Genomic DNA, 22,127 nt, shown 5'->3' on the forward strand with positions numbered 1-22,127 from the left:
CAAAACATAATATGGCACCGAAACCGTATATATGGACCGCGAAAGCGACCGACATTCTTGCCAAAGTCACGCGCGCTCGTGCCAAACTTAATAAGCTTCAATCTGTTTGACGCACTACATTAGGTACGCCAAAAAAACTGAAAGTGCGAAATGGCAGTACGATCATCACAATGCAGCTGCCGCGCCAGGCGGTTTCCCTGGTGATACTGACTTATTGACATGCAAACGACACACCCAATGAAAAAATTGCTGCTCGCCTTATCCATCGCTGCGGCCTGTGCAGCGCCGCTCGCGCACGCGGCAAGCGGCGCCGCGCTGTACCAGCAAAACTGCGCAGCCTGCCACGGCGCCCAGCGCGAAGGCGCCATCGGCCCCAACCTGGCTGACGCCACCTGGGTCAAGGTCAAGCCGAACAAGGCGGCGCTGGCCGGTTTCATCGCCGCCGGTTCGCTCACGGCCGGCATGCCCTCCTTTAAGGCAATACTGGCGCCGGCGGACTTGGCATCGATTGCCGATTATTTGCTCACGCCCGTCAGTGCCGCGCCAGCGGCGGCGGCGTCGTACCCGGAACTTGCCAACTTCACGTTGCCGCCTGGTTTCAGCATGACGGTCTTTGCCGACAAGGTGAACGCCGCGCGCAGCATGGCTGTTTCGCCTTCCGGCATTGTGTATGTGGGCTCTGGCGCTGCCGGCAAAGTTGTCGCGCTGGTCAGCAGCAAACGCGACAACGTGATCGACAAGGTCGTCACCGTCGCCGAAGGGCTCGATACACCGATTGGCGTGGCTTGGCTGAACGGTGCGCTGTACGTGGGGGAAGTGTCGCGCGTGATTCGCTTTGACAATATTGACAGCACCTATGATAAAAGCCCGAAGGTCAATGTGCTCAAGGTTTCGCTACCGAGTGACAAGTGGCACGGCGGAAAAGTCATCAAGGCCGGGCCTGACGGCAAGCTCTACATACCCGTCGGCGCGCCGTGCAATGTGTGCAACAAGGAAAACGAGCCATACTCGAAGATCCACCGGATGAATCCGGACGGATCAAGCCTGGAAGAATACGCGCGCGGCATCCGCAACACGGTCGGGTTCGCGTTCCACCCCACGACGGGGCAATTGTGGTTCACCGACAATGGGCGCGACATGCTGGGCGACAATCTGCCGTCCGACAAGCTGCACGTCGCGCCCAAGGCGGGCATGCATTTCGGCTTTCCGTATTGCGCAGGCGGCGTGGTGCCGGATCCCGAATTTGCGGCGGGGCGCAAGTGCGCGGAGTTTGAAGAGCCCGTCGCCAAGCTGGGGCCGCACGTGGCCGCGCTTGGCCTGGCATTCAACACGGGGAGCCAGTTTCCGGCGCAGTACAAGAACCAGCTGTTCGTGGCCGAACACGGCTCGTGGAACCGCGCGCAAAAGAGCGGCTACCGCGTGGCGCTGGTCACCTTGCATGAAAACAAGATGGTGAGCGACACCGTGTTCATCGATGGCTTCATCCAGAATGGTGAAGTGGTCGGCCGTCCCGTCGACATCGCTTTCCTGGCGGACGGTTCGATGCTGGTGTCGGATGATCACCGGGGCCGCATTTACCGGGTGACGTACAAGGCGCCGCCGGCGGCGAAGAAGTAGGCAAAGGGGGGGCGAAGGCAAGCGCGGGCACTGGTATAATTTGCCTTATGGTCATGAACACAATCACTCGACGCTTTGCCGCATGGATCGCCTGTTTCGCGATGCTGTTTGCGGCGCTGGCGCCGTCGGCGGCGCAAGCCATGGCCGCGTCGCGTGGTGATACCTGGACCGAGATCTGCAGCGCAGCGGGCGTCAAGATGGTCAAGGCAGACGGCGCCGATGCCCAGCAGGTATCGGTCCACCTGGAACACTGCCCGTTCTGCGCCACCCACGCACCAGCCATCGCCTTGCTGCCGGGCACTGCCTCAAGCATGCCGCTGCTGAAAGGGCGCGACACCCATCCTTCCCTGTTTTTCCAGTCGCCAAGCCCATTGGCCATCTGGACGCTCGCGCAATCGCGCGCTCCCCCAGTCCACGCCTGAGTACCGACGCTGATGCGCGCAAGCGCGTCGCGGCGCTAAAGCTGCGTCTGCCTTGTCGACCCTGTCGACCCTGTCGGCGGGCGATGCGCTGGCGCCGTCCTTCCGACATTCGTCTTGACCCAAGGCTGGAAAAAACACATGAACCATCACTACCCAAGCATGGGCGCAGCCCTGCTGGCGGCCTGCGCGCCTGTCGCGCTGGCGCAGCACATTGTCGGCGCACCGCGCGTACCGGACACCGTCGTCATCAGCGGCGGACGGCCCACTTCGCTGCCGGCCCAGATTCCCACCACCATGGAAGGCATTAGCGCGCGCCGGATCGAAGCGACCATCAACGCCACCGACAGCGAAGACGCGCTCAAGTACCTGCCCAGCCTGCTGGTGCGCAAACGTTTTATCGGCGACTACAACCACGCCGTGCTGTCGACCCGCGCCTCGGGCAGCGGCAACAGCGCCCGTTCCATGGTCTACGCGGACGGCATCCTGCTGTCGAACTATTTGGGCAATGGCGCCGGTTTCACGCCGCGCTGGGGCTTGGTCACGCCCGAGGAAATTGAACGCGTCGATGTGCTGTACGGACCGTTTTCGGCCGCTTACGCGGGCAACTCGGTGGGCGCCGTGGTCGACTATGTCACGCGCTTGCCCACCCACCTGGAAATGCACGCCAAGCTGGGCTACGCAACCCAGAAATTCGATCTGTACGGCAGTGGCGAGCGGGTGGCGGGCAAGCAGGCCAGTGCATCGATCGGCAACAAGAACGGCAAGCTGGCCTGGTGGATCAACGCCAACCGGCTCGACAGCAACGGCCAGCCGCTGTCGTTTGCCACCCGCACGCTGGCCGAGGGCGCCGCGCCCACGCCCGCAACGCCGGTCGTACGCGGCGCCATCGCCGGCAACAATCCAAAAGGGCAACCGTGGTGGCTGCTGGGCACCACCACCAGCTACCACACGGTGCAAGACCACGCCAAGCTCAAGCTCGCGTACGACCTGAGCCCGACTTTGCGTGCCAGCTACACCTTTGGCCTGTGGAAGAACGATGCCGACGGCGCCGTCCAGAGTTATCTGCGCGATGCGGCTGGTCAACCAGTGTATGCCGGCAACGTGGTGATCGACGCCCGGCAGTACCGCCTGAACGCGCCGAGCGCCGCGTTCGCGCCCAGCGTGAATGTGATGGAGCACCGGATGCAAGGCGTCTCGCTCAAGACCACCACGCGCGGCCTGTTCGACTGGGAAGCGGCGGCGGGACTGTACGACTACCGCAAGGACGTGCTGCGCGCGCCAACGGCTTCGTTTCCCGGCGCAGCGGGGCGCATAACCGACCTGAACGGCACCGGATGGCGCACCCTGAACTTGCGCGGCGTGTGGCGCCCGGCGGGGCAGGTGATCGAATTCGGCTACCAGCAGGACGACTATCACTTGCGTTCGCTGGTGAGCGGCACGGACGACTGGGCGCTCGGCGCGGCGGGCGCGCGCCTGTCCGCGTCGAACGGGAATACGGCGTTGAAGAGCCTGTTCGCGCAGCAGACCTGGACCATCTCGGACTACTGGAAGACGACGCTGGGCGCACGCTACGAGCGCTGGCGCGCCTACGGTGGCGAACTGGGTAACGCCAGCGTGATTGTCCCGTTCGGCGTGGAGCGGCGCGAGCAGCACGTTTCACCGAAGGCGGCGCTGGCGTACCGGCTGGCGCCGCAGTGGACGCTCAAGGCGTCCGCCGGGCGCGCGCTGCGCATGCCCACCGTGGGCGAACTGTACCAGGGGGCGATCGTGGGCGACGCGATTGTCAATACCGATCCGGCCTTGCGGCCGGAGCGATCGTGGACGGGTGAACTGAGCGCCGAGCAAGCGACCGACAAAGGCACGCTGCGCGCCACGCTGTTTGTCGAGCGCACGCGCGATGCCTTGTACGCGCAGGCGCTGACGGCGAGCGTGTCGACCGTGCAAAATGTCGACGCGATCCATACCCGGGGGGTGGAGCTGGCGTGGCAGCGCGACGGTATATGGATTGCGGGGCTGGCGTTGAACGGCAGTCTGACGTGGACCGATTCGGTGATTGCGGCCAATGGCGGGTTTGCCGCCAGCGTGGGCAAGCGCCAGCCGCGCGTGCCGCAGTGGCGCGCCAGTGCCGTGGCCAGCTACCGGCAGGGCGAGCGCGTGTCGTACAGTGTGGCGGCGCGGTATAGCGGACGGCAATATGGGCAGCTTGATAACAGCGATACGAATGGGTTTGCGTTTCAAGGGTTCAGCAAGTTTTTCGTGGTCGATGCGCGGATCAGGGCGCGGCTGGACAAGCAGTGGAGTGCGGCGCTGGGGGTGGATAATCTGAATAACTATACGTATTGGGCGTTTCACCCGTATCCGAAGCGCACCTTTGTTGGGGAGTTGAAGTACGACTGGTAGCGTGAAACATCATCCTCGCGAACCAAAAAAATCGCGACTTTTGGGAACTCGAAAACCAAAGTCACGTCGTCCTCGCAAACGCGGGGACCTATAGAACGGATGCCAATAGTTCGATTCGAATCAATTCGTTACAGCAAGCAGCGCGATTCAAGGGAAACATGACTCGTCAGTTCTATGGGTCCCCGCGTTTCGCGAGGACGATGTAACTCTGCGGCACTGCTGCTCCTTCTGCTACGACCTCGTACGCGGGGACCCATAGAACGGATGCCAATACTTCTATTCAGCTCAATAGCTTACAGTGACCGGCTCGCCCCCGGGAAAACTGGACTCGTCGGTTCTATGGGTCCCCGCGTTTCGCGAGGACGATGTAGTGCTGCTGCACCATCACCCCTTCTGCAACAGCCTCGAACGCGGCGGTACGACGACTCGCGGCTTGATGCGGCGCGGCTACGGCGCCACCACCACCCGGTTCTTGCCCGACTTTTTCGCTTCATACATGGCCAGGTCGGCGCGCTTGACCAAAGCCGACTGCTCCTCGTTCGGCTGGCGCAGCGCCACGCCGGCCGAGAACGTGATCAGCACCTTCTCATTCTCATGCAGGAAAAAATGCTTGGTCAGCTCCCGCTGCAGCCGCGTCATCGTCTGCGCCGCCGCCTCCACCGTGGTTTCTGGCAGCAAAATCAAGAATTCCTCGCCGCCGAAACGTGCAATCACATCCATCGAGCGCAGCGTTTCCTTGACGATCTTGACCAGGTGCTTGAGCGCGCTGTCGCCGGCCTGGTGGCCATAGGTGTCGTTCAGGCGCTTGAAGTCATCCAGGTCCAGCAGGGCAACGCACAAAGGCGTGCCGCGCCGGTCCGAGCGGGCCGTCTCGCGCTCGAACACGTCGTCCAGGCCGCGCCGGTTCAGGCTGCCCGTCAACTGGTCTTCACGCACCAGCTCGCTCATATGCTGCAGCTTTGCCTCCAGGGAGTGAATGCGCTGCTCGGCTTCCTGCACTTCCTGGCGCGCCAGGATCATGCGGTCGCGCGACTGCAGCGCCTCGGTCTGGATGGCGCGCGTTTCGCGCAGCACTTCGTCGAGAATCTTGTTCAGGTCCACAATATTGTCCGCGCGGCTGATCTGTTCAGAGAAACCGCCGATCTTTTCATGGAAGTCACCGGTCGAGGTCGCCACCGAACTCAAGCGGTCGATGAAGGTCATCATCATGTTCTTGACCGTGCCTTTGACATCCGACAGGCTGTGCTTGAGCTGGCCCTGCTTGTAAATGACTTCCTTCAGGCTGCGCGTGGCGTCTTCCAGCGTGCGCGCGTTGATCGGGCCGGCGATCAGGTTTTGCACGGCCTCGATCTGGCCGCGGATCCAGCTGTCGTCGTCGAGCAGTTTCCACACGTTTTCCAGCAACAGCTTGAACAGGCGCATCAGCAAATCCTGCTGTTCGGCCGCGTCGCCATTCTTGATCTCGATCTGGTAGCACAGCTGCTTGAGACGCACGGCAGTCTCGGCCAGCGCATCGTCGTTAGTGGCGGTCTTGACGGCAGCGCCAAGCGACTCGGCCTCGGCCACCAGCGCCGGCGAGCCGTCGAGCAGTGCGGCAACGGCAAACGAGAGCGTGCGCGCCAGCATGTCGCGAATGTGCTTACACTCGGGCGACTCGGCAGCGCCCACCAGTTCGATCGAGTTGGCTTTACGGAAATGCTTGTCCACCAGTTGACCGAGCGCGCGCGAATAACTGTCCCAGTCGCGCGCCCGGGCGGCGCGCTGGAAGCGGCGGCCATATTCGTGCAGCTCGCCGGGGCTGTCGTGCAGCTTGGTGGCAAAGGCGGCCAGCATGTCGCCCACGGCCGGGTCAAGTTCGGCCTGCGGCGCAGCGGCGGGCGGCGGCTCGACAATGCCGGCAATTTCGTTGTAGATGATCGTGTAGTTGTGCGGCGTCGGCGCCAGGCGGCGCGTGGCAAGGCGGCGGAAGGCTTCGCGCGCGATCTCGGCGGGGTTCTCGGCCGGCGGGGGCGCTGGCGGTTTGATGGTAGACATGGTACGAGCCTTGGTCAGGATCGATTAGTGTATATCAGCAACGATATGCTTGCTGCATAATTTAGATCGCGGGCGAGGGCGCGCCGGTTCATTCGATCAGCTGGTTCTTGATCGCGTAGTGGGTCAGCTCCGCGCTATTTTTGAGTTTCATCTTGACCAGGAGACGGGCGCGGTATTCGCTGATGGTCTTGACCGACAGCGACAGTTCCTCGGCAATGGCGCTCACGGTCTTGCCGGAAGCGATCATCGTCAGCGTCTGGTATTCGCGGTCCGACAGCGTGTCGTGCAGCGCCGTTTCATGGTCGTCCCCAATCGAATTGGCCAGTTCCTGGGCCAGTGCCGCGCTGACGTATTTTTGGCCAGTGGCAACCTGGCGGATGGCCGTCACCAGTTCCTTGGGGGCGCTCTGCTTGGTCAGGTAGCCGGAGGCGCCCGCCTTGAGCGAGCGGATCGCGTACTGGTCTTCGCGGTGCATCGAGAGCATCAGCACGGCGATTTCCGGGTTTTCTTTTTTCACTTGCTTGAGCACGTCGATGCCGCTGCGGTCGGGCATGGAAATGTCGAGCAGCATCACATGGCATTTGGATTTGCGAAACAGCTTGATGGCGTCCACGCCGTTTTCCGCTTCGCCGGCCAGGATGATGTCGGGCGACTCGGCCAGAATTTGCTTGAGGCCCTCGCGCACGATGGCGTGGTCGTCGGCGATGAAGACGCGGATGGTCGCTTTGTCAGTCATTGTTGCGTTTTGCTCGCAGTGTGATCATAGGGGGGATCCATTATCACCGGTCTTGGCGAAGTCAGCTTGACTTTGATGGTCACCACCGAGCCGCCGCCGGGGACGGCGGCCAGCGTCATCGTCCCGCCCAGCGCCCGGGCGCGCTCGTTCATGCCGCGCAGGCCGAACGAACCCGGCTTGATGCGGTCGGCCTGGCCGATGCCCACGCCATTGTCGGCGATCGTGAGCGAGACCTGGTGGCGCATGCGCTGCAGGCGCACCACTACCTGGCTCGCTTTGGCGTGCTTGGCGATATTGGTCAGCGCTTCCTGGAAAATTCGAAACAGCGCGGTAGCGTGGTCGAGCGAGAGGTCAATTTCCTTTTCGCTGGAGCTGAACGCGCACGAGATGCCGTTCTGCTTTTCGAATTCGCGGCTTTGCCACTCGAGCGCGGCGACCAGGCCAAAGTCGAGCATCGACGGGCGCAGGTCGAGCGAGATGCGGTGCACCGCCTCGATGCTGCGGTCCACCAGCGCGTCGACATATTCGGCGCGCTCGATCAACTGCGGGTCGGCGGGCAGGCGCTGGGTCAGCATCATCAGCGCCATTTTGATGGCGGTCAGGTTGCCGCCCAGGTCATCGTGGATTTCGCGGGCGATGCGGGTACGTTCCTGTTCCTTCACCTGTTCGATGTGTGCGGTCAGTTCGGCCAGGCGGGCGCGCGAGCGCGTCACTTCGAGCTGCTCGAGCTTGCTGGAGGTGATGTTGGTCATGATGCCTTCCCAGTGCACGCTGCCGGGCGGTTGCGGCAGGATGCGCGGGGTCGAGCGCAGGTTGATCCACTTCTGGTCCTGGTATTCGTCGATCCAGATGCGTCCTTCCCAGTTCCAGCCGGACAGCGCCGTGGCCGAAGCGTGCATGGCGTCGAGATAGCCGCGGCGATCGTCAGGCACGATCAGTTCCAGAAAGCGCCCGGGCGCGGCCTGCAATGCCGACGCGGGCAGGCCCAGCAGGGCCGCGCAGCCTTCGCTCAGGTAGGGAAACTCGACATTGCCGTCGGCATGCAGGATGAACTGATACACCAGTCCCGGCGTATTGCTGACGAAGGCCTGCATCAGGTCGGCGATATTGGGAGGCGCGGGATTCATCGTGGAATCATACGGGAAAAACGCGCGAGCCGGGAGCGCATCCACGTCGCCATCAAGCGCGGCGCTGTCGCGGGAAAATCGCGGGAAAATTGCGCAAGCGGGCCACACGTAGGGCGCAAAAGCGCAGCGCATTGCGCCAATGCATGCGTCAACGCGACGCGGAACAGGGCGCACTGCGCTGCGCTTTTGCGCCCTACGGGCCGCGTTTGGCGCGCCACATCGCCATCAGGCGCCGCAGCACGCGCGACGGGTGGCTGCGGTGCCGCCCACGCTTCATTTTCAAGCGGATGCGCGCCATCAGCTCGCGGCACAGGCGGCGCATCCGGGCCAGCGCCATGCTGGTGCGCCGAAACGCAATGGTGTCCTTTAAACGCCCGATCCAGCGGTCCTTGAGGACAATGAACGCGTCGTGCCAGCGCGCGAACCACGCCAGCGTGAGCAGCTTGGGACGGGTCAGCACATACAGCCGCGCCACCGCGGCGGCGCCGCCCAGCTTGGCGACGATGATCGCGCACACGCCGCCCACCGCATGGCCGCTGGCAATGGCCACCAGCGCCAGTATCTTGATCGGAAACAGCAGCAGCGCCGGCAGTGCAAACAGACATAGCGCTGGATAGGGACGCAGCGCGCGGATCCGCTCTTCGAGCGAGGCGACCGGCGGCCAGGCGGCAATTAAGCGAAACAGGCGCGTGCCCATGTCCCAGAACCATTCCTCGATCAACAGCACCAGCGCCGCCAGGTAAATCAGCGGCGCGAAGATCAGCTTGCGCAGGCGGTAGGGTCGTTTCATTCTAAAAACATGATACGTGAAAACATCAATATGGGGCATTTCGGTATCACCCGGACAGGATGCCCGTGCGTCGTTACAATAAGGCGCATGAACAAAGCATTTGTCAAAGAAGCGGACGGCGACGAAGACGAGGAAGCGCTCGCGCTGGCGCAAGCCATTCCCGCCGGCGCGAAAAACTACATCACGCCGGCCGGCTACCAGCGCATCAAGGACGAGCTGCTGCACCTGATCGACGTGGAGCGCCCCGAGATCGTCAAGGTCGTGCACTGGGCCGCGTCCAACGGCGACCGCTCCGAAAACGGCGACTACATTTACGGCAAGCGCCGCCTGCGCCAGATCGACGGGCGCATCCGCTTCCTGACCAAGCGCATGGATGCGGCCGCCGTGGTCGATCCGACTGTGCACCATGGCACGGATCAGATTTTCTTCGGCGCGACCGTCACCTACCGCAATGCGGTGGGCGACGAGCATGCCGTGACCATCGTCGGCATCGACGAGCTCGATCCGCTCAAGGGCAAGATCAGCTGGGTGTCGCCGGTGGCGCGTGCGCTGACCAAAGCCAGGGAAGGCGACCTGGTCACGCTGCAAACGCCGCTCGGGCCCGAAGAGCTCGAAGTGCTCAGCGTGACGTACCCGGCGCCCCCCGAAGAATAAGAATTCCCATAGCTAGCGAGTCGCCCGATGTCCATTGCCCACAGCAGCCTGAATCACCGTTTGCGCATTCCCCTGGCCGCGGAGGTGCATTCGCGCCCTTCGCTGCGCCTGATGGGCCCTGAAACACTGACCCACCTGGCCGTCTACAGCCGCGAGGACCGGGGCGTGGACGCGGACCACGGCACTTTTCAGCACGAGCTGCTCGCTGCCCTGTGCCAGTATTTTGGCGTGGCCAGCCCGCATCGCGACGCCAAGTATTTTTTCCACGATTTTGGCCCGTTCCGGCTGCAGTGGGAGTCGCACACCGAGTTTGCCACCTATACCTTTGCCGAGCAGCGCGAGCGCGCCGCCGCCATCGAGCACTTGTTCGACCAGGTGGCGCTGCGCCATGTGCCCGAAAAATGGCTGCACTCGCTCGACGGCACCTTGATGGCGGCCACCCATGTGGTCATGCAGCACATGAGCGCCACGCTGACCGAGATGCGCCAGCAGTTCGGCGGCAACTTGCTGGTGGGCAGCGAGAGCCAGAATTTCGCCAAGGTGTGGACCGATTTTGCAATCGCGCCGGACGGCTTTGGGCGCGTGGTGGTGCAGGACACGGGCATGCAGTACCAGCAGGCGGGGCGGCTGGTGCAGCGGGTGCTGGAAGTGGAAACCTATCGCATGATGGCGCTGCTTGGCCTGCCGCGCGCGCAGCAGGCCGCGCCCGTCTTGAACGGCATTGAAACCGAGCTGGCGCGCCTGTCGCTGGACATGTCGGACCGGGTGGACGCGCCCAACGCTGCGCACGGCGAGGATGACGAGAGCCACCTGCTGCAAAAGATCACGGCGCTGGCGGCGCGCATGGAAAAGTTGGCGATGGAAAACAGCTATCGCTTCGCCGCCTCCAAAGCGTATTACCGGCTGGTGCAGGCGCGCATCGACGAGCTGCGCGAGACGCGCATTCCCGGGGTGCCGACGATCCGCGAATTCATGGACCGGCGCCTGGCCCCGGCGATGAACACCTGCGAGTCGATGGTGCGGCGCCAGGAGGCGCTGGCCGAGCGCATCGGGCGCACCAACGACTTGCTGCGCACGCGCGTGGGCATCGTGCAGGAGCAGCAGAACCGGCGCATCCTGGAGTCGCTCAATACCCGCGCCGCCCAGCAGCTGCGCTTGCAGCAGGCGGTCGAGGGCTTGTCGGTGGTGGCCATTTCGTATTATTCGATTGGCCTGGTCAGCTACGCGGGCAAGGCGCTCAAGGCGGCCGGCGTGCCGGTCAATCCGGATGTGGTTACCGGCATCATGATTCCGGTGCTGGTGATGGCCGTCTGGCTGGGGCTGCGGCGCATGCACCACAAGGTGAGCAGCCACGCGGTTGAATCCAAACGCGCTTAGCTTGCGAATAACTGGTCATGGGGGCAATAATCCTTGCTGCCCCACTGACCACTATTCGCTCCATGACGCCAAACCTGCGCTGCGACCCTGCTTTTACCGCTGTTTTTGCCGCTGTCTTGCTGCTGTGCGCTACGCGCGCCGGGGCGGCCGAAGGCGACCCCGACGCCGGTACCGGCCGGGTGGTCATCACCGCCTCGCGCACCAGCCAGATCGGGGTGGCCGATTCGGCCAACAGCGGCGTGGTGACGCAGGCGCAGCTCGAGGCGCGCACCGTCTACCGGCCGGCCGAACTGCTGGAAGCGGTGCCCGGCCTGATCGTCAGCCAGCATAGCGGCGAAGGCAAGGCCAACCAGTTTTATCTGCGCGGGTTTAACCTCGATCACGGCACCGACTTGCGCACCACCGTGGACGGCATGCTGGTCAACCAGCGCAGCCACGCCCACGGCCAAGGCTGGAGCGACCTCAATTTCCTGATTCCCGAACTGACCGACCGGCTGGATTACCGCAAGGGACCGTACCACGCCGACGAGGGCGACTTTGCCGCCGCCGGCGCGCTGGCGGTGCGCTACGCTGAAGTGCTCGACCATGGCATTGCCACCCTGGGCCTGGGGCAGAACGGCTTTCGGCGCGCGCTGCTGGCGCACTCGCCGGCCGTTGGCAAGGGCAACCTGCTGTACGCGCTGGAAGTGTTCCACAACGATGGCCCGTTTACGCGCGGGGACGACTTCAACAAGGTCAACGGCGTATTGCGCTACAGCGAAGGCAGCGCCGCCAACGGCTTTAACGTGACGGCCATGGCGTACAAGGCGCGCTGGCAGGCGACCGACCAGATTCCCGCACGGGCCGTGGACGATGGCAGGCTGGGGCGCTTCGACGCGGTCGACGGCACCGATGGCGGCGCCTCGCAGCGCTACAGCCTCTCTGGCAACTGGCGCGCCGATTCGGATGCCGGCGCGACCAAGGTCAACGCATACCTGATCTCCAACCGGCTCGACCTGTTTTCGAATTTCACGTATTTTTTGGATGACCCGATCAACGGCGACCAGTTCAGCCAGCCGGACCGGCGCGTGACCGCCGCGTTCAATGCCGAGCACCGCTGGGACAATTACCGGGTCGGCATCCAGCTCCAGAACGACAATATCCATAACGGCTTGTACGACACCACTGCCCGCACGCGCCGCGCCACCACGCGCGAAGACCATATCGTCGAGACCAGCGGCGCGCTGTTTGGCGAGCTAACGACGCGCTGGACGCCGAAGCTGCGCTCGGTGGCCGGCGTGCGCCTGGACCACTACCGTTTTGACGTCGAGAGCGACCTGGCGGCCAATTCCGGGCGCAGCAGCGCGACGCGCGCCAGCCCTGTGCTCAGCCTGATCTTCGGGCCGTGGGCCAGGACCGAGTTGTATGTGAATGCGGGCAATGGCTTTCACAGCAACGACGCGCGCGGCACCACCATCGCGATCGACCCGAAAAGCGGCGCCGCGGTTGAGCGCGTGACGCCGCTGGTGAAGGCGGTCGGCATGGAGCTGGGCGTGCGCAGCGAGTTTGTCAAAGGGCTGCAAAGTTCGCTGTCGCTGTACCGGCTGGACTTCGATTCCGAGCTGGTGTTCGTGGGTGACGCGGGCACCACCGACGCGGGGCGGCCGAGCCGGCGCACCGGCTTTGAATTCTCCAATTACTACAAGCCGAACAAGTACGTGACGGTGGACGCGGACGTGTCTTTTGCGCGGGCGCGCTTTGCCGATCGCGACCTTGCGGGCGAGCACATTCCGGGCGCGGTGGAGGGCGTGGCGTCGCTGGCGCTGGCGCTCGACCATGTGGGGCCGTGGTACGGCGCGCTGCAGTGGCGCTATTTCGGGCCGCGACCGCTCATCGAGGACAACACCGTGCGCTCGAACGCGACATCGACCATCAATGGGCGCATCGGCTACCGCCTCAGCGCGCACACGAAAATTGAGCTGGAAGGGTTCAACCTGGGCAACCGGCGCGATTCGGCGGTCGATTATTTTTATGCGTCGCGCCTGAGGGGCGAGGCGCTCGCCAGCGAAGGCGTACATTTCCATCCGGTGGAATCGCGTTCATTTCGGGTGACGCTCAGTTCCGCATTTTAGCGGGGCAACTACGCAGCAGCGGCTCTTCCCAACATCGTCCTCGCGAACGCGGGGACCCATGGAACGGATGCCCATCGCTCCTTTCAAATTAATTAGTTACAGTAACCAATTGATTCAAGGAGCACATGACTCGTCGGTTCTATGGGTCCCCGCGTGCGCGAGGACGACGGGGGGGCAGTGTTGCGAGTCTAGTTCCGCTCGCGCTCGACGCGCGTCACGCCCGTCACGCCGCGCAGGTTGCGGATCAGGTGCGCCAGGTGCACCCGGTCCTTCACCTGGATCGTAAAGCGCAGCTGCGTCATCACGTGTTCTTCATCCTCGTCCATGCCCACGTAGGAAATGTTCGCGTCCGACTCGCCAATCTCGGCCGCCACGCGCGCCAGAATGCCTTTTTCATTGTTGATCAGCAACCGGATGCGGCAATCGAAGCGCCGATTGAGTTCCGTGCCCCACTGGACGGGAATCCAGCGGTCAGGCTCCTTGCTGCGCACGCGCTTGGCGCTGCTGCAGTCGCCCGTGTGCACGATCAACCCCTGGTCGCGGCGCAGCTGACCGGTGACCTGGTCGCCGGGAATGGGCAGGCAGCATGGCGCCAGCTGTACCGAGACGCCTTCGCTGCCGTAGATCGTCACGGGATCGAGTTCGCCCGGCGTCTGGTGCAAGCTGGACGGCATGGCCGCCAGATCGTCGTCGATCAGCCCAAAAATGTGGCGCGCCACCAGCGCTGCCATGCGCTTGCCGATGCCGATGTCCGCGTACAGTTCGTCCATCGACTTGGCCGACGATTCGTTGAGCAGCTTTTCAATCGTACTCTCAGGCAGGTCCGGACGGATGCTGAGCGCGGTGAGCGCCTGCGACAGCAGCTCCTGGCCCAGTTCCACCGATTCGTTCAGGTTAATGGTGCGCAGGTGATGCCGAATCGCCGAACGGGCCTTGCCGGTGCGGACAAAGGCCAGCCAGGTCGGGCTTGGCCGCGAGCCTGGATCGGTGACGATTTCCACGATGTCGCCGTTGCGCAGTTCAGTGCGCAGCGATGCTGCTTCGTGGTTGATCTTGACCGAGACGGTATGGTCGCCAATGCCGGTGTGGATGGTGTAGGCAAAGTCGAGCGCGGTGGCGCCGCGCGGCAGGGCAATGATCTTGGACTTGGGCGTGAACACGTACACGGAGTCGGGGAACAGGTCGACCTTGACGTGCTCGAGAAACTCGGCCGAGTCGCCCGTCTGCTGCTGGATGTCGAGCAGCGACTGCAGCCAGGCGTGGGTGCGCTGCTGCAAGTCCGACAGATTGGAGTCGCCGTTTTTATACAGCCAGTGCGCGGCCACGCCCGATTCGGCGGTGCGGTGCATTTCCTGGGTACGGATCTGGAATTCGACCGGCGTGCCGTAGGGGCCGATCAGGGTGGTGTGCAGCGACTGATAGCCATTTAGCTTGCGAATGGCGATGTAATCCTTGAACTTGCCCGGCATCGGCTTGTACAACCCGTGCAGCGTGCCCAGCGCAACGTAACAATTGGCGAAGCTGTCGACCACGACCCGAAAGCCGTACACGTCGAGCACCTGCGAAAACGACAGGCGCTTGCTGCGCATTTTCTTGTAAATGCCGTACAGGGTCTTTTCGCGGCCGTACACTTCGGCCTGCAGCTCGGCCACTTGCAGCGTGTTCTTGACCGATTCGAGGATTTTCTTGACCACTTCGCGCCGGTTGCCGCGCGCCGCCTTGACCGCCTTGGCCAGCGTGCGATAGCGCACCGGATACAGGTGCGAAAACGCGAGGTCTTGCAGCTCACGGTAAATATTGTTCAAGCCCAGGCGGTGCGCAATGGGCACATACACTTCCATGGTCTCGGAAGCAATGCGGCGCTTTTTGGACGCCGGCATATGGTCGAGCGTGCGCATATTGTGCAGGCGGTCGGCCAGCTTGATGAGGATGACGCGCACGTCCGACGCCATGGCCAGCAGCATTTTGCGAAAGTTTTCGGCCTGCGCTTCGATCAGGCTTTGAAATTCGATTTTTTCCAGCTTGGACAGGCCGTCGACGAGGGTGGCGACGGGCGAACCGAAGCGCTCGGTGAGCTCATCCTTTTTGACATCCTGGTCTTCCATCACATCGTGCAGCAGCGCGGCCATGATGGCCTGGGCGTCAAGCTTCCAGTCGGCACAAATTTCGGCCACGGCGATGGGATGGGAAATATACGGTTCGCCCGACTTGCGGACCTGGCCCAGATGCATCTCGTCGGAAAAACGATACGCTTCCTTGACCTTTTTCAGTTCGGAGGGAGTGAGATACTCGGCCAGCTTGGCCGACAGCAAGGTAACCGATGCCACGCCCGGCACAGGGGCGGGCGGGACAGGTTCCTGCTTGGACCCGACGCGCGATGCGCGGGTCTTGGGCGTGCCTGGGAGTGTCGTATCCGGAGTAAGGTTCATACTTAAAGCCTACCAGAATTACGGGTGAACACTCTGAAACAGGCTACAACAATTACATCGGGACCTTTTTGAGCATCTCGATACCGACTTTGCCCGCTGCGATTTCGCGCAGTGCAACGACGGTTGGCTTGTCTTTTGCGTCAACCTTTGGCGTGTGACCCTGCAGCAACTGACGAGCGCGATAGGTCGCGGCCAGGGTCAGTTGAAAGCGGTTAGGGATACTTTTCAAGCAATCTTCAATTGTAATGCGGGCCATCTTTACTCCTAATTAAACAATGGTGTGAGACGTCACGGCTGTTGCGCATGGATACCCAGTTGGGCAAATAGCGAGGCGTTGCGCGCAGCCTGTTGGGCAACCCGGCTGCGTGACGCTCTGACAATCGCGCTCATCTCCGACAAGGCGACGTTGAACTCTTCATTGATAATAACATAGTCGAACTCCGGAGCGTGAGAGATCTCACCCCCGGCGGCCAGCAGACGGCGCTCGATCACGTTTTCCTCATCCTGGCCGCGCTTGTGCAGGCGCTCGGACAAAGCGGCAATCGATGGCGGCAAAATAAAGATGCCTACCGCCTGGGGAAATTGCTTTTTGACCTGGCGGGCGCCTTGCCAGTCGATTTCCAACAGGATATCGGTGCCGGCCGTCATTTCCTGTTCGATGATGACGCGCGAAGTGCCGTAGTAGTTGCCGAAAACTTCGGCCCATTCCAGAAATTCGCCGCGGCCTGAGCGCGCGACAAAGTCGTCGGCGGTGGTGAAGTGGTATTGCACGCCGTCCGTTTCCCCAGGACGCGGGGCGCGCGTGGTGGTGGAAATGGACAAGCCGATGCCCGGTTCCTGCGCCAGCAAGGCGTTGACCAGGGTGGACTTGCCGGCGCCGGACGGGGCGGCGACGATGAACAGGCTGCCGGCGAAGGCGGGGGTAAGTGGCATATTTTCTTTCTGGCGAAGGCCCATGCGATAGGGCATTCTACCAAAATCTGATGCTGCCGCGACAGCTTGATGGCCCCCTTCATCACCCTAATTGATGCGCTCGAACAGCCAGCGCTGCGGCGCCAGGCCGTTATCGGTCCATTGCTGGACGATGCCGCCGTCGGCCAGGTTGCCGTCCCGATTGTCGAGCATCAGTCCACCGTTGCGGTTGCGCACGCCAACATGCTGGCTTGCGCCGGGTACCAGGAGCCAGTGCTGATTGGTGCTGCCAATGTCGGGATAGGACTTGAGCTGCACGCCTGGCGCCGTGCTGAAGTTGTAAACATCGGCTACCTGGCCGTTGAAGCGCGACGTCAGCTTGACGTACCCGGCGCCGGCCGGGTCAAGCGACCATTGCTGGTCGGTATTGTTCACGTTGGTCCATTGCCATATCGCAGCGCCTTGCGCGGGGCCGGCGCGGTCGATGCTCATGACCTTGCCGCTGGCCTGGTTGCGGATGCGGTACCAGATGGTGCCGCTGCCTTCGCCGGCCGGACGGCCGAGCGGAAGGCCGGCTGCGACGGGGGCGTCGATCACCGGCGTGTCGCCATTCCAGGTGATTTTCTGGATGCGGGTCGTGCGCCCATTGCCGCAGCCCTGGCCACTGGCCGGATTGGCGTGGTAGACGATCCAGTCTTCGCTGCCATCGGGCGACTTGGCAAAGCCGTTATGGCCGGGACCGAAAGCGCCATTGCCCTTTTGCAGGATTGGCGCGGCAGCCTTGCTCCAGTTGCCGGCCAGCGTCAGGTCGGCCGTCAGGTTGGCGCTTAGCAAGCCAAGCTTGTAGTCGTCGGTCCAGCAGCCGCTGGCCGAGAACGTCATATGCACCTTGCTGTTGTGGACGATGAATTGCGGCGCTTCATTGACGGGCGCGCCCGAGGTTTCCCATGTGTACGTGGGCGTCGCGATGATCGCGCCGCGGCCAATGAGTGTGCTCGGACTGCTCATTTTGGCGATCTTGATGCGTTGCGGTCCGCCGCCCGAAATATCGGACCAGGCCATGTAGAGCTGGCCGTTGATGCGGGCCACCGTCTGGTCGATTGCCCAGCTGTCGTCGCTGTCGGCGACTTTGACGGGCGCGCCAAAACTGCCCGTGGTCGGGTCGGCGCTGGTGTTTTTCATGACGAAGACGCGGTGCTGGTCATCGCTGCCGGCGGCCGAAAAATACAGATACCAGGCGCCGTCAATGAAGTGCAGTTCCGGCGCCCACAAGTCCTTGGAGGTACAGCTGGCGCCGCTGCACGCCCCTGATTTGACGAACACCGTCCTGGGCGTGCTCACGCCAATGCCGGAAAGCGTTGGGGACTTGGCAATTTCCAGCCTGTCCCAGCCTGGCGACGTGGAAACGAAGTAATAGATTCCGTCGCTATGGCGCACCACGTGCGGGTCGGCCGATGAACGCGTGGCCGGCCCGACCGGGTTGATGAAGGTCGTTGAGGCTGCCTGGGCGGGCGCGCTCAGGAAAAGCGCTGCTGCGACGCCGATGGAGAAAACGGCCTTGATGGGGTGACCGCGACGGGTAGGGCGTGGGTGCATGGCATGCTCCGGTCGGTTGCGGCCGCGGTTGGCCGTGCAAACGAGTATCCGGGAGCACCCACGCTGTGTCTAATATGATCTTTTATATCGGCCCGCCGCAAAAAAGTATCGCGGCGGGCCTTGCTGCCGATTACGGCCTTGGTTTCACGAACAGGCTGACAGTTGTCAGGCGGCCACCCGCGAAGGTCTTGCACGTGTTGCCGAGAATCGTCCAGCCGGCCGCCTGCAGGTTCGATGCCGTGTCCCACGGCTGGAAAGCACAGCTGGTGCCGTCGTGGGTATCGTTCAGTCTGCACGAGTCGCCGTAAGTGGGGTCGATCGCGCGGGTATAAAACTGGCTAGGGCAAGCCGTATAGTACTTGTTGATGACCGAGTTCAGTACGGCTTCGTTGACCGCGTGCCAAGGAAGGCCCAGCGTGCGCATTTTCGAGTTTTCCGTCGGGCGATAGATGCCAGTTGTGCAGTATTTGCCGCCAACAAACATCCCGACCGTGCCGTTCGGCAGCGCGTTAATCGGGGTGGGGACGGGCGTGCTGCCGGCAATCTTGCTGCCCCATTTGGCTTGGGTGCGCGACAAATTGCGTGTCACGTCCGGCTCCGCCGGTTCGCCGGCGGCGCAGTTGCCAAGGTCATATTCGTCGGCCAGCAAAAATGCCGAATGGCCCATTTCATGCAAGGCCATGTCGATCTCCGAGCCGCTGTCCGAGGCCACGCGCGCGGAAACGCCCATCGTGGCGGCGCCGCCAAAGCGCGCCGAGTTGACGACGATGACGATGAAGTCGCGCGCATCGGGCGCGAGCACGGAACTGACCGCGCCGAGCACCTTGCTATCGTCGAGGCAAATCGAGCGCTCTACGCCGCCGCAGTTGTAGGTGGCGTCAAAGGCCGTGCTGCGGTAGATGCCCTTGTCCGGTTCGTCGGCGCCCGATTCGACGCTGGCCACGTCGACCCGGCGAATGCTGATGCCGGCGCGCGCATTGTTGAACACTGGATCGTTCAGCATGCCTGTCGCAATCCGGTTCGCATCCATTTGCCACTTGCCCATCTCGGCGGCCGTATAGCCTTCGGCGAGCAGCACGATATCCATGCGCTGTGCCGGCGGCCCGCTGTCGACAATGGTGGCGACGGTCGGCGTGCCGCCGGCGGCCGCAGTCGCGGCCAGCATATTGAGTCGCTCGGCCTTCGTTTTGAGCTTGGCGCCATTGATCGCATTGCGGTCGAACTTGGCCAGCGCGGCGGGCGCGCTTGCACCTTTTGCCAAGGCGGCCAGATCCTTGTTCGAGGGCAGCACTTCGATACTGGCGACGTCGGTACCGTAAGGGATGGACACTTCCAGCACACCCGCATTGAGCTGAACGGTCCGGGCGGCGGCGATCTGTCCGGTTTTCGGGTCGAAGCCTTCCGCTTGGAAAGTCAGGTTGTTGGCGATCTCGGTTTCATAGACGATCACGCCTTTGCTGTTGCGGCTCACCAGGCGCCAGCTGGGGCCGGCAATGTGTTCGCGCTTGGGCGTGATGGCAAAGTTACCGGTTTCGACGTGGGTGGCCTGAAATGCTACACCGGTCTTGCCTTGCGCATAGTTCAGGCGCAGCGACAGGTTGTCGGCCAGCGCGAGCTGCGAGGTCAGCAGCATGGCGGCCGTGAGACCTGCTAATTTAAATCCGTTCATTCGTATCTTCCATTCTTCAAGGTTCGTGTAGACGACTGTAAAACATGCTATTCGCCTAAGATTGCTTTATAAGCATGGCGATACTAACACGTGACAATGTCTTAAATGAAACTTTTGAATGGGTGGTATCGGCGGGACGGAAAGATTGACTGTTGCTTGGCCGCACCAGAGAAGCTGGAAGGCGCTGCCGGGCGGCAGATAGCTGCGAGCAAGCCGATGCGTCAACGCGACCGGCTTGCCTGCACCGCGCTACTCCAGGTTTTGCACCTGTTCGCGCATCTGCTCGATGAGCAGTTTCAGTTCCATCGACGCATCGGCCAGTTCCTTGACGGAGGCCTTGGCGCCCAGGGTGTTGGCTTCCCGGTTCAATTCCTGCATCATGAAATCGAGCCTTTTGCCAACCTGGCCGCCTTTTTTGAGGATATGCCGCGTTTCGGTCAAATGCGCCGTCAGGCGCGACAATTCCTCGGAAACGTCGATCCGGATGCCGTACAGCGTGACTTCCTGGCGGATCCTTTCGAACGCTTCCTGACGCGTCAAGGTCGACGGCGTGCCGTGCCCGGCCAGTCCGAGCGCGTCTTGCATGCGTTCGATGGCTTTTTGCTGGAATTGCGAAATGACTTGCGGAATGAGCGGCGTGATGCGCTTGACGATGACGTCCATCGCATCGATGCGCGAGACGAGCATCGTTTCGAGCGCGGCGCCTTCGCGGCGGCGGCTGTCGACAAAGGCGGCTATGGTCTTGATGGTCAAGGCGGCAACGTCGGCCTGCAGCGACTCCTGGCCCACTTGCGCTTCCTCAATGACGCCGGGCCAGCGCAGCAGTTCGGCCACCGTCATGGTGGGAGCCGAAACAAAGTGCTTGGTCACCTCGGCCTGCAGGCGCGCCAGGTCGACCAGCAGGCCCGCGTTGAGCACCTGCGACGCACCGGCCACCTTGCGCCCGAAACTCAGGCGCGCTTCGACCTTGCCGCGCGTGATTGCGGCCATAATGGCCGCGCGCAGATCGGGCTCCAGGGCGCGCAGCTCATCATTAATGCGAAACTGCAGATCGAGAAAGCGCGAGTTGACGCTCTTGATTTCGATCGTAAGGGTGCCAGCCGCGCCTTCGCTCGTGGCAACCGCGTAACCTGTCATGCTAGAAATGCTCAATGGAGTCCCCGGTATTTATCGTTTGCACTTTTATCTTAGCTTTACAAAGCACAGTTTTATCCACACAATCGCCGTGTTAAGCAAGGAACCCTATGGCTGCACAAAATAACGCTCCATTGCCCGATGGGCTTGAAATTGCCGGATATCGCATTGTAAAGAAAATTGCGTCCGGTGGGTTCAGTATTGTATATCTCGCTTATGACGTCGACGGGAATGCTGTCGCGATCAAGGAATACCTTCCCAGCGCCCTGGCGTTGCGGCAGCCGGGCGAACTCGTGCCCGTCATTTCCAAGCCTAATCTGGCGGTGTTCCGGATTGGCTTGAAGTGCTTTTTTGAAGAGGGCAGGGCGCTGGCCCGCATTTCGCACCCGAACGTGGTACGCGTACTAAATTTCTTTCGTGGCAACGAAACGGTCTACATGGTGATGGCATATGAATCAGGCCATTCGCTGCAGGAGCAAATCGCGCGCCTGGGCGCCAAGGGCAGCCGGCTCAATGAAGCGTTCATCCGCCAGATCTTTATTGGCGTGTGCGCGGGCTTGCGCGAAGTGCACACCAACAAGCTGCTGCATCTCGATTTAAAGCCGGCCAACATTTATTTGCGTACCGATGGCACCCCGATCGTGCTCGATTTTGGCGCCGCGCGCCAGACCTTCAATGCCGACGTGCCCAAGCTCACGCCCATGTATACACCCGGTTTTGCGCCGCCCGACCTGTATTCCAAAACGGCGGCACTGGGACCTTGGTCCGATATTTACAGTATCGGCGCTTCGATGTTCGCCTGCATGGCCGCGTCGCCCCCGCAGGCGGCCGACCAGCGCAAGATCGAAGACAAGATGCCGGGTTACTACCTGAAGCTGGAAGCGAACTATTCGCCCGAGCTGATCAAGATGGTGAAATGGTGCCTGGAACTCGATCCGCTGGCGCGTCCGCAAAGCTTGTTTTCGCTGCAAAAGGAACTGGCGATGCCGCGCGTGCCAAAAGCGGCCGATGCGAGCGCCACGGACAAGGTGCTTGGCGGCTGGCGCGGCCTGATTGACCGCATGGGCATGGGGCGCAAAACGCCTGACGATAGGAACACCTGATGAGAGAGTCAATATA

The 22,127-nt window shown here is 62.4% G+C and carries 17 protein-coding genes; 7 read left to right on the forward strand and 10 right to left on the reverse strand.

The genetic code is table 11. From position 1 onward, the window contains the following. The first annotated feature begins 219 nt into the window (after window positions 1-219). The 3 genes from ACP7D4_RS24645 (at window position 220) to ACP7D4_RS24655 (ending at window position 4,439) form a co-directional block, all read left to right on the forward strand. On the forward strand, window positions 220-1,617 hold the full coding sequence (locus ACP7D4_RS24645) for a PQQ-dependent sugar dehydrogenase (RefSeq protein ID WP_426211879.1): 1,398 nt from the start codon (window positions 220-222) through the stop codon (window positions 1,615-1,617). 53 nt (window positions 1,618-1,670) lie between these two features. Next, entirely contained in the window at window positions 1,671-2,039 is a 369-nt protein-coding gene (locus ACP7D4_RS24650) for a DUF2946 domain-containing protein (protein WP_426104632.1), read from the forward strand. A gap of 138 nt (window positions 2,040-2,177) precedes the next feature. Then, window positions 2,178-4,439: a TonB-dependent receptor gene (locus tag ACP7D4_RS24655; protein WP_426211881.1), complete on the forward strand. Its 2,262-nt coding sequence runs from the start codon at window positions 2,178-2,180 to the stop codon at window positions 4,437-4,439. Window positions 4,440-4,886: 447 nt separating this feature from the next. Here ACP7D4_RS24655 and ACP7D4_RS24660 read toward each other — a convergent pair whose 3' ends face one another. From ACP7D4_RS24660 to ACP7D4_RS24675, 4 genes are all read right to left on the reverse strand, one after another. Then, window positions 4,887-6,473, reverse strand: coding sequence for a GGDEF domain-containing protein (locus tag ACP7D4_RS24660; protein ID WP_426211882.1), 1,587 nt, complete (start codon window positions 6,471-6,473; stop codon window positions 4,887-4,889). Window positions 6,474-6,561: 88 nt separating this feature from the next. After that, window positions 6,562-7,209: a response regulator gene (locus tag ACP7D4_RS24665; RefSeq protein ID WP_426211884.1), complete on the reverse strand. Its 648-nt coding sequence runs from the start codon at window positions 7,207-7,209 to the stop codon at window positions 6,562-6,564. Continuing rightward, on the reverse strand, window positions 7,206-8,336 hold the full coding sequence (locus tag ACP7D4_RS24670) for an ATP-binding protein (protein ID WP_426211885.1): 1,131 nt from the start codon (window positions 8,334-8,336) through the stop codon (window positions 7,206-7,208). Before ACP7D4_RS24670 ends, ACP7D4_RS24665 begins: the two co-directional genes overlap by 4 nt. 193 nt (window positions 8,337-8,529) lie before the next feature. Next, window positions 8,530-9,126 carry a hypothetical protein gene (locus tag ACP7D4_RS24675; protein ID WP_426211887.1) on the reverse strand — a complete coding sequence of 199 codons (597 nt, stop codon included), beginning with the start codon at window positions 9,124-9,126 and terminating at the stop codon, window positions 8,530-8,532. Window positions 9,127-9,213: 87 nt separating this feature from the next. Between ACP7D4_RS24675 and greB the strand changes: the two genes are divergently transcribed. The 3 genes from greB to ACP7D4_RS24690 all read left to right on the forward strand — a co-directional run bounded on the left by greB (window position 9,214) and on the right by ACP7D4_RS24690 (window position 13,268). Beyond that, on the forward strand, window positions 9,214-9,780 hold the full coding sequence (greB, locus tag ACP7D4_RS24680) for a transcription elongation factor GreB (RefSeq protein ID WP_426104620.1): 567 nt from the start codon (window positions 9,214-9,216) through the stop codon (window positions 9,778-9,780). A 27-nt stretch (window positions 9,781-9,807) separates the two neighbouring features. Then, window positions 9,808-11,157, forward strand: coding sequence for a DUF3422 family protein (locus ACP7D4_RS24685; RefSeq protein ID WP_426211889.1), 1,350 nt, complete (start codon window positions 9,808-9,810; stop codon window positions 11,155-11,157). Between the two features lie 62 nt (window positions 11,158-11,219). Continuing rightward, window positions 11,220-13,268 (forward strand): TonB-dependent receptor, encoded by a 2,049-nt coding sequence (locus ACP7D4_RS24690; RefSeq protein WP_426211891.1) that lies wholly within the window; start codon window positions 11,220-11,222, stop codon window positions 13,266-13,268. A 188-nt stretch (window positions 13,269-13,456) separates the two neighbouring features. Here the strand turns inward: ACP7D4_RS24690 and ACP7D4_RS24695 are convergent, their stop codons facing one another. The 6 genes from ACP7D4_RS24695 to ACP7D4_RS24720 form a co-directional block, all read right to left on the reverse strand. After that, a complete protein-coding gene (locus ACP7D4_RS24695; protein ID WP_426104614.1) occupies window positions 13,457-15,697 on the reverse strand; it encodes a RelA/SpoT family protein in 2,241 nt (746 codons plus the stop codon). A gap of 52 nt (window positions 15,698-15,749) precedes the next feature. Next, entirely contained in the window at window positions 15,750-15,953 is a 204-nt protein-coding gene (gene rpoZ / locus ACP7D4_RS24700; RefSeq protein WP_295997292.1) for a DNA-directed RNA polymerase subunit omega, read from the reverse strand. Window positions 15,954-15,985: 32 nt separating this feature from the next. Beyond that, window positions 15,986-16,630, reverse strand: a complete 645-nt coding sequence (gene gmk, locus ACP7D4_RS24705) for a guanylate kinase (RefSeq protein ID WP_426211893.1) — start codon at window positions 16,628-16,630, stop codon at window positions 15,986-15,988. A gap of 87 nt (window positions 16,631-16,717) precedes the next feature. After that, the gene (locus ACP7D4_RS24710) at window positions 16,718-18,205 is read right to left on the reverse strand and encodes a family 43 glycosylhydrolase (protein WP_426211895.1); all 1,488 of its coding nucleotides are present in this window, start codon (window positions 18,203-18,205) and stop codon (window positions 16,718-16,720) included. Between the two features lie 130 nt (window positions 18,206-18,335). After that, a complete protein-coding gene (locus ACP7D4_RS24715; protein WP_426211897.1) occupies window positions 18,336-19,874 on the reverse strand; it encodes a M64 family metallopeptidase in 1,539 nt (512 codons plus the stop codon). Window positions 19,875-20,123: 249 nt separating this feature from the next. Beyond that, a complete protein-coding gene (locus tag ACP7D4_RS24720) occupies window positions 20,124-21,011 on the reverse strand; it encodes a YicC/YloC family endoribonuclease (RefSeq protein ID WP_426104608.1) in 888 nt (295 codons plus the stop codon). Window positions 21,012-21,118: 107 nt separating this feature from the next. Between ACP7D4_RS24720 and ACP7D4_RS24725 the strand changes: the two genes are divergently transcribed. Continuing rightward, on the forward strand, window positions 21,119-22,111 hold the full coding sequence (locus ACP7D4_RS24725) for a serine/threonine protein kinase (protein WP_426104607.1): 993 nt from the start codon (window positions 21,119-21,121) through the stop codon (window positions 22,109-22,111). Window positions 22,112-22,127 lie beyond the last annotated feature (16 nt).

It is taken from the genome of Massilia sp. TWP1-3-3 (genome assembly GCF_049897805.1).
In the GTDB taxonomy this organism is placed as follows: domain Bacteria; phylum Pseudomonadota; class Gammaproteobacteria; order Burkholderiales; family Burkholderiaceae_D; genus Telluria_A.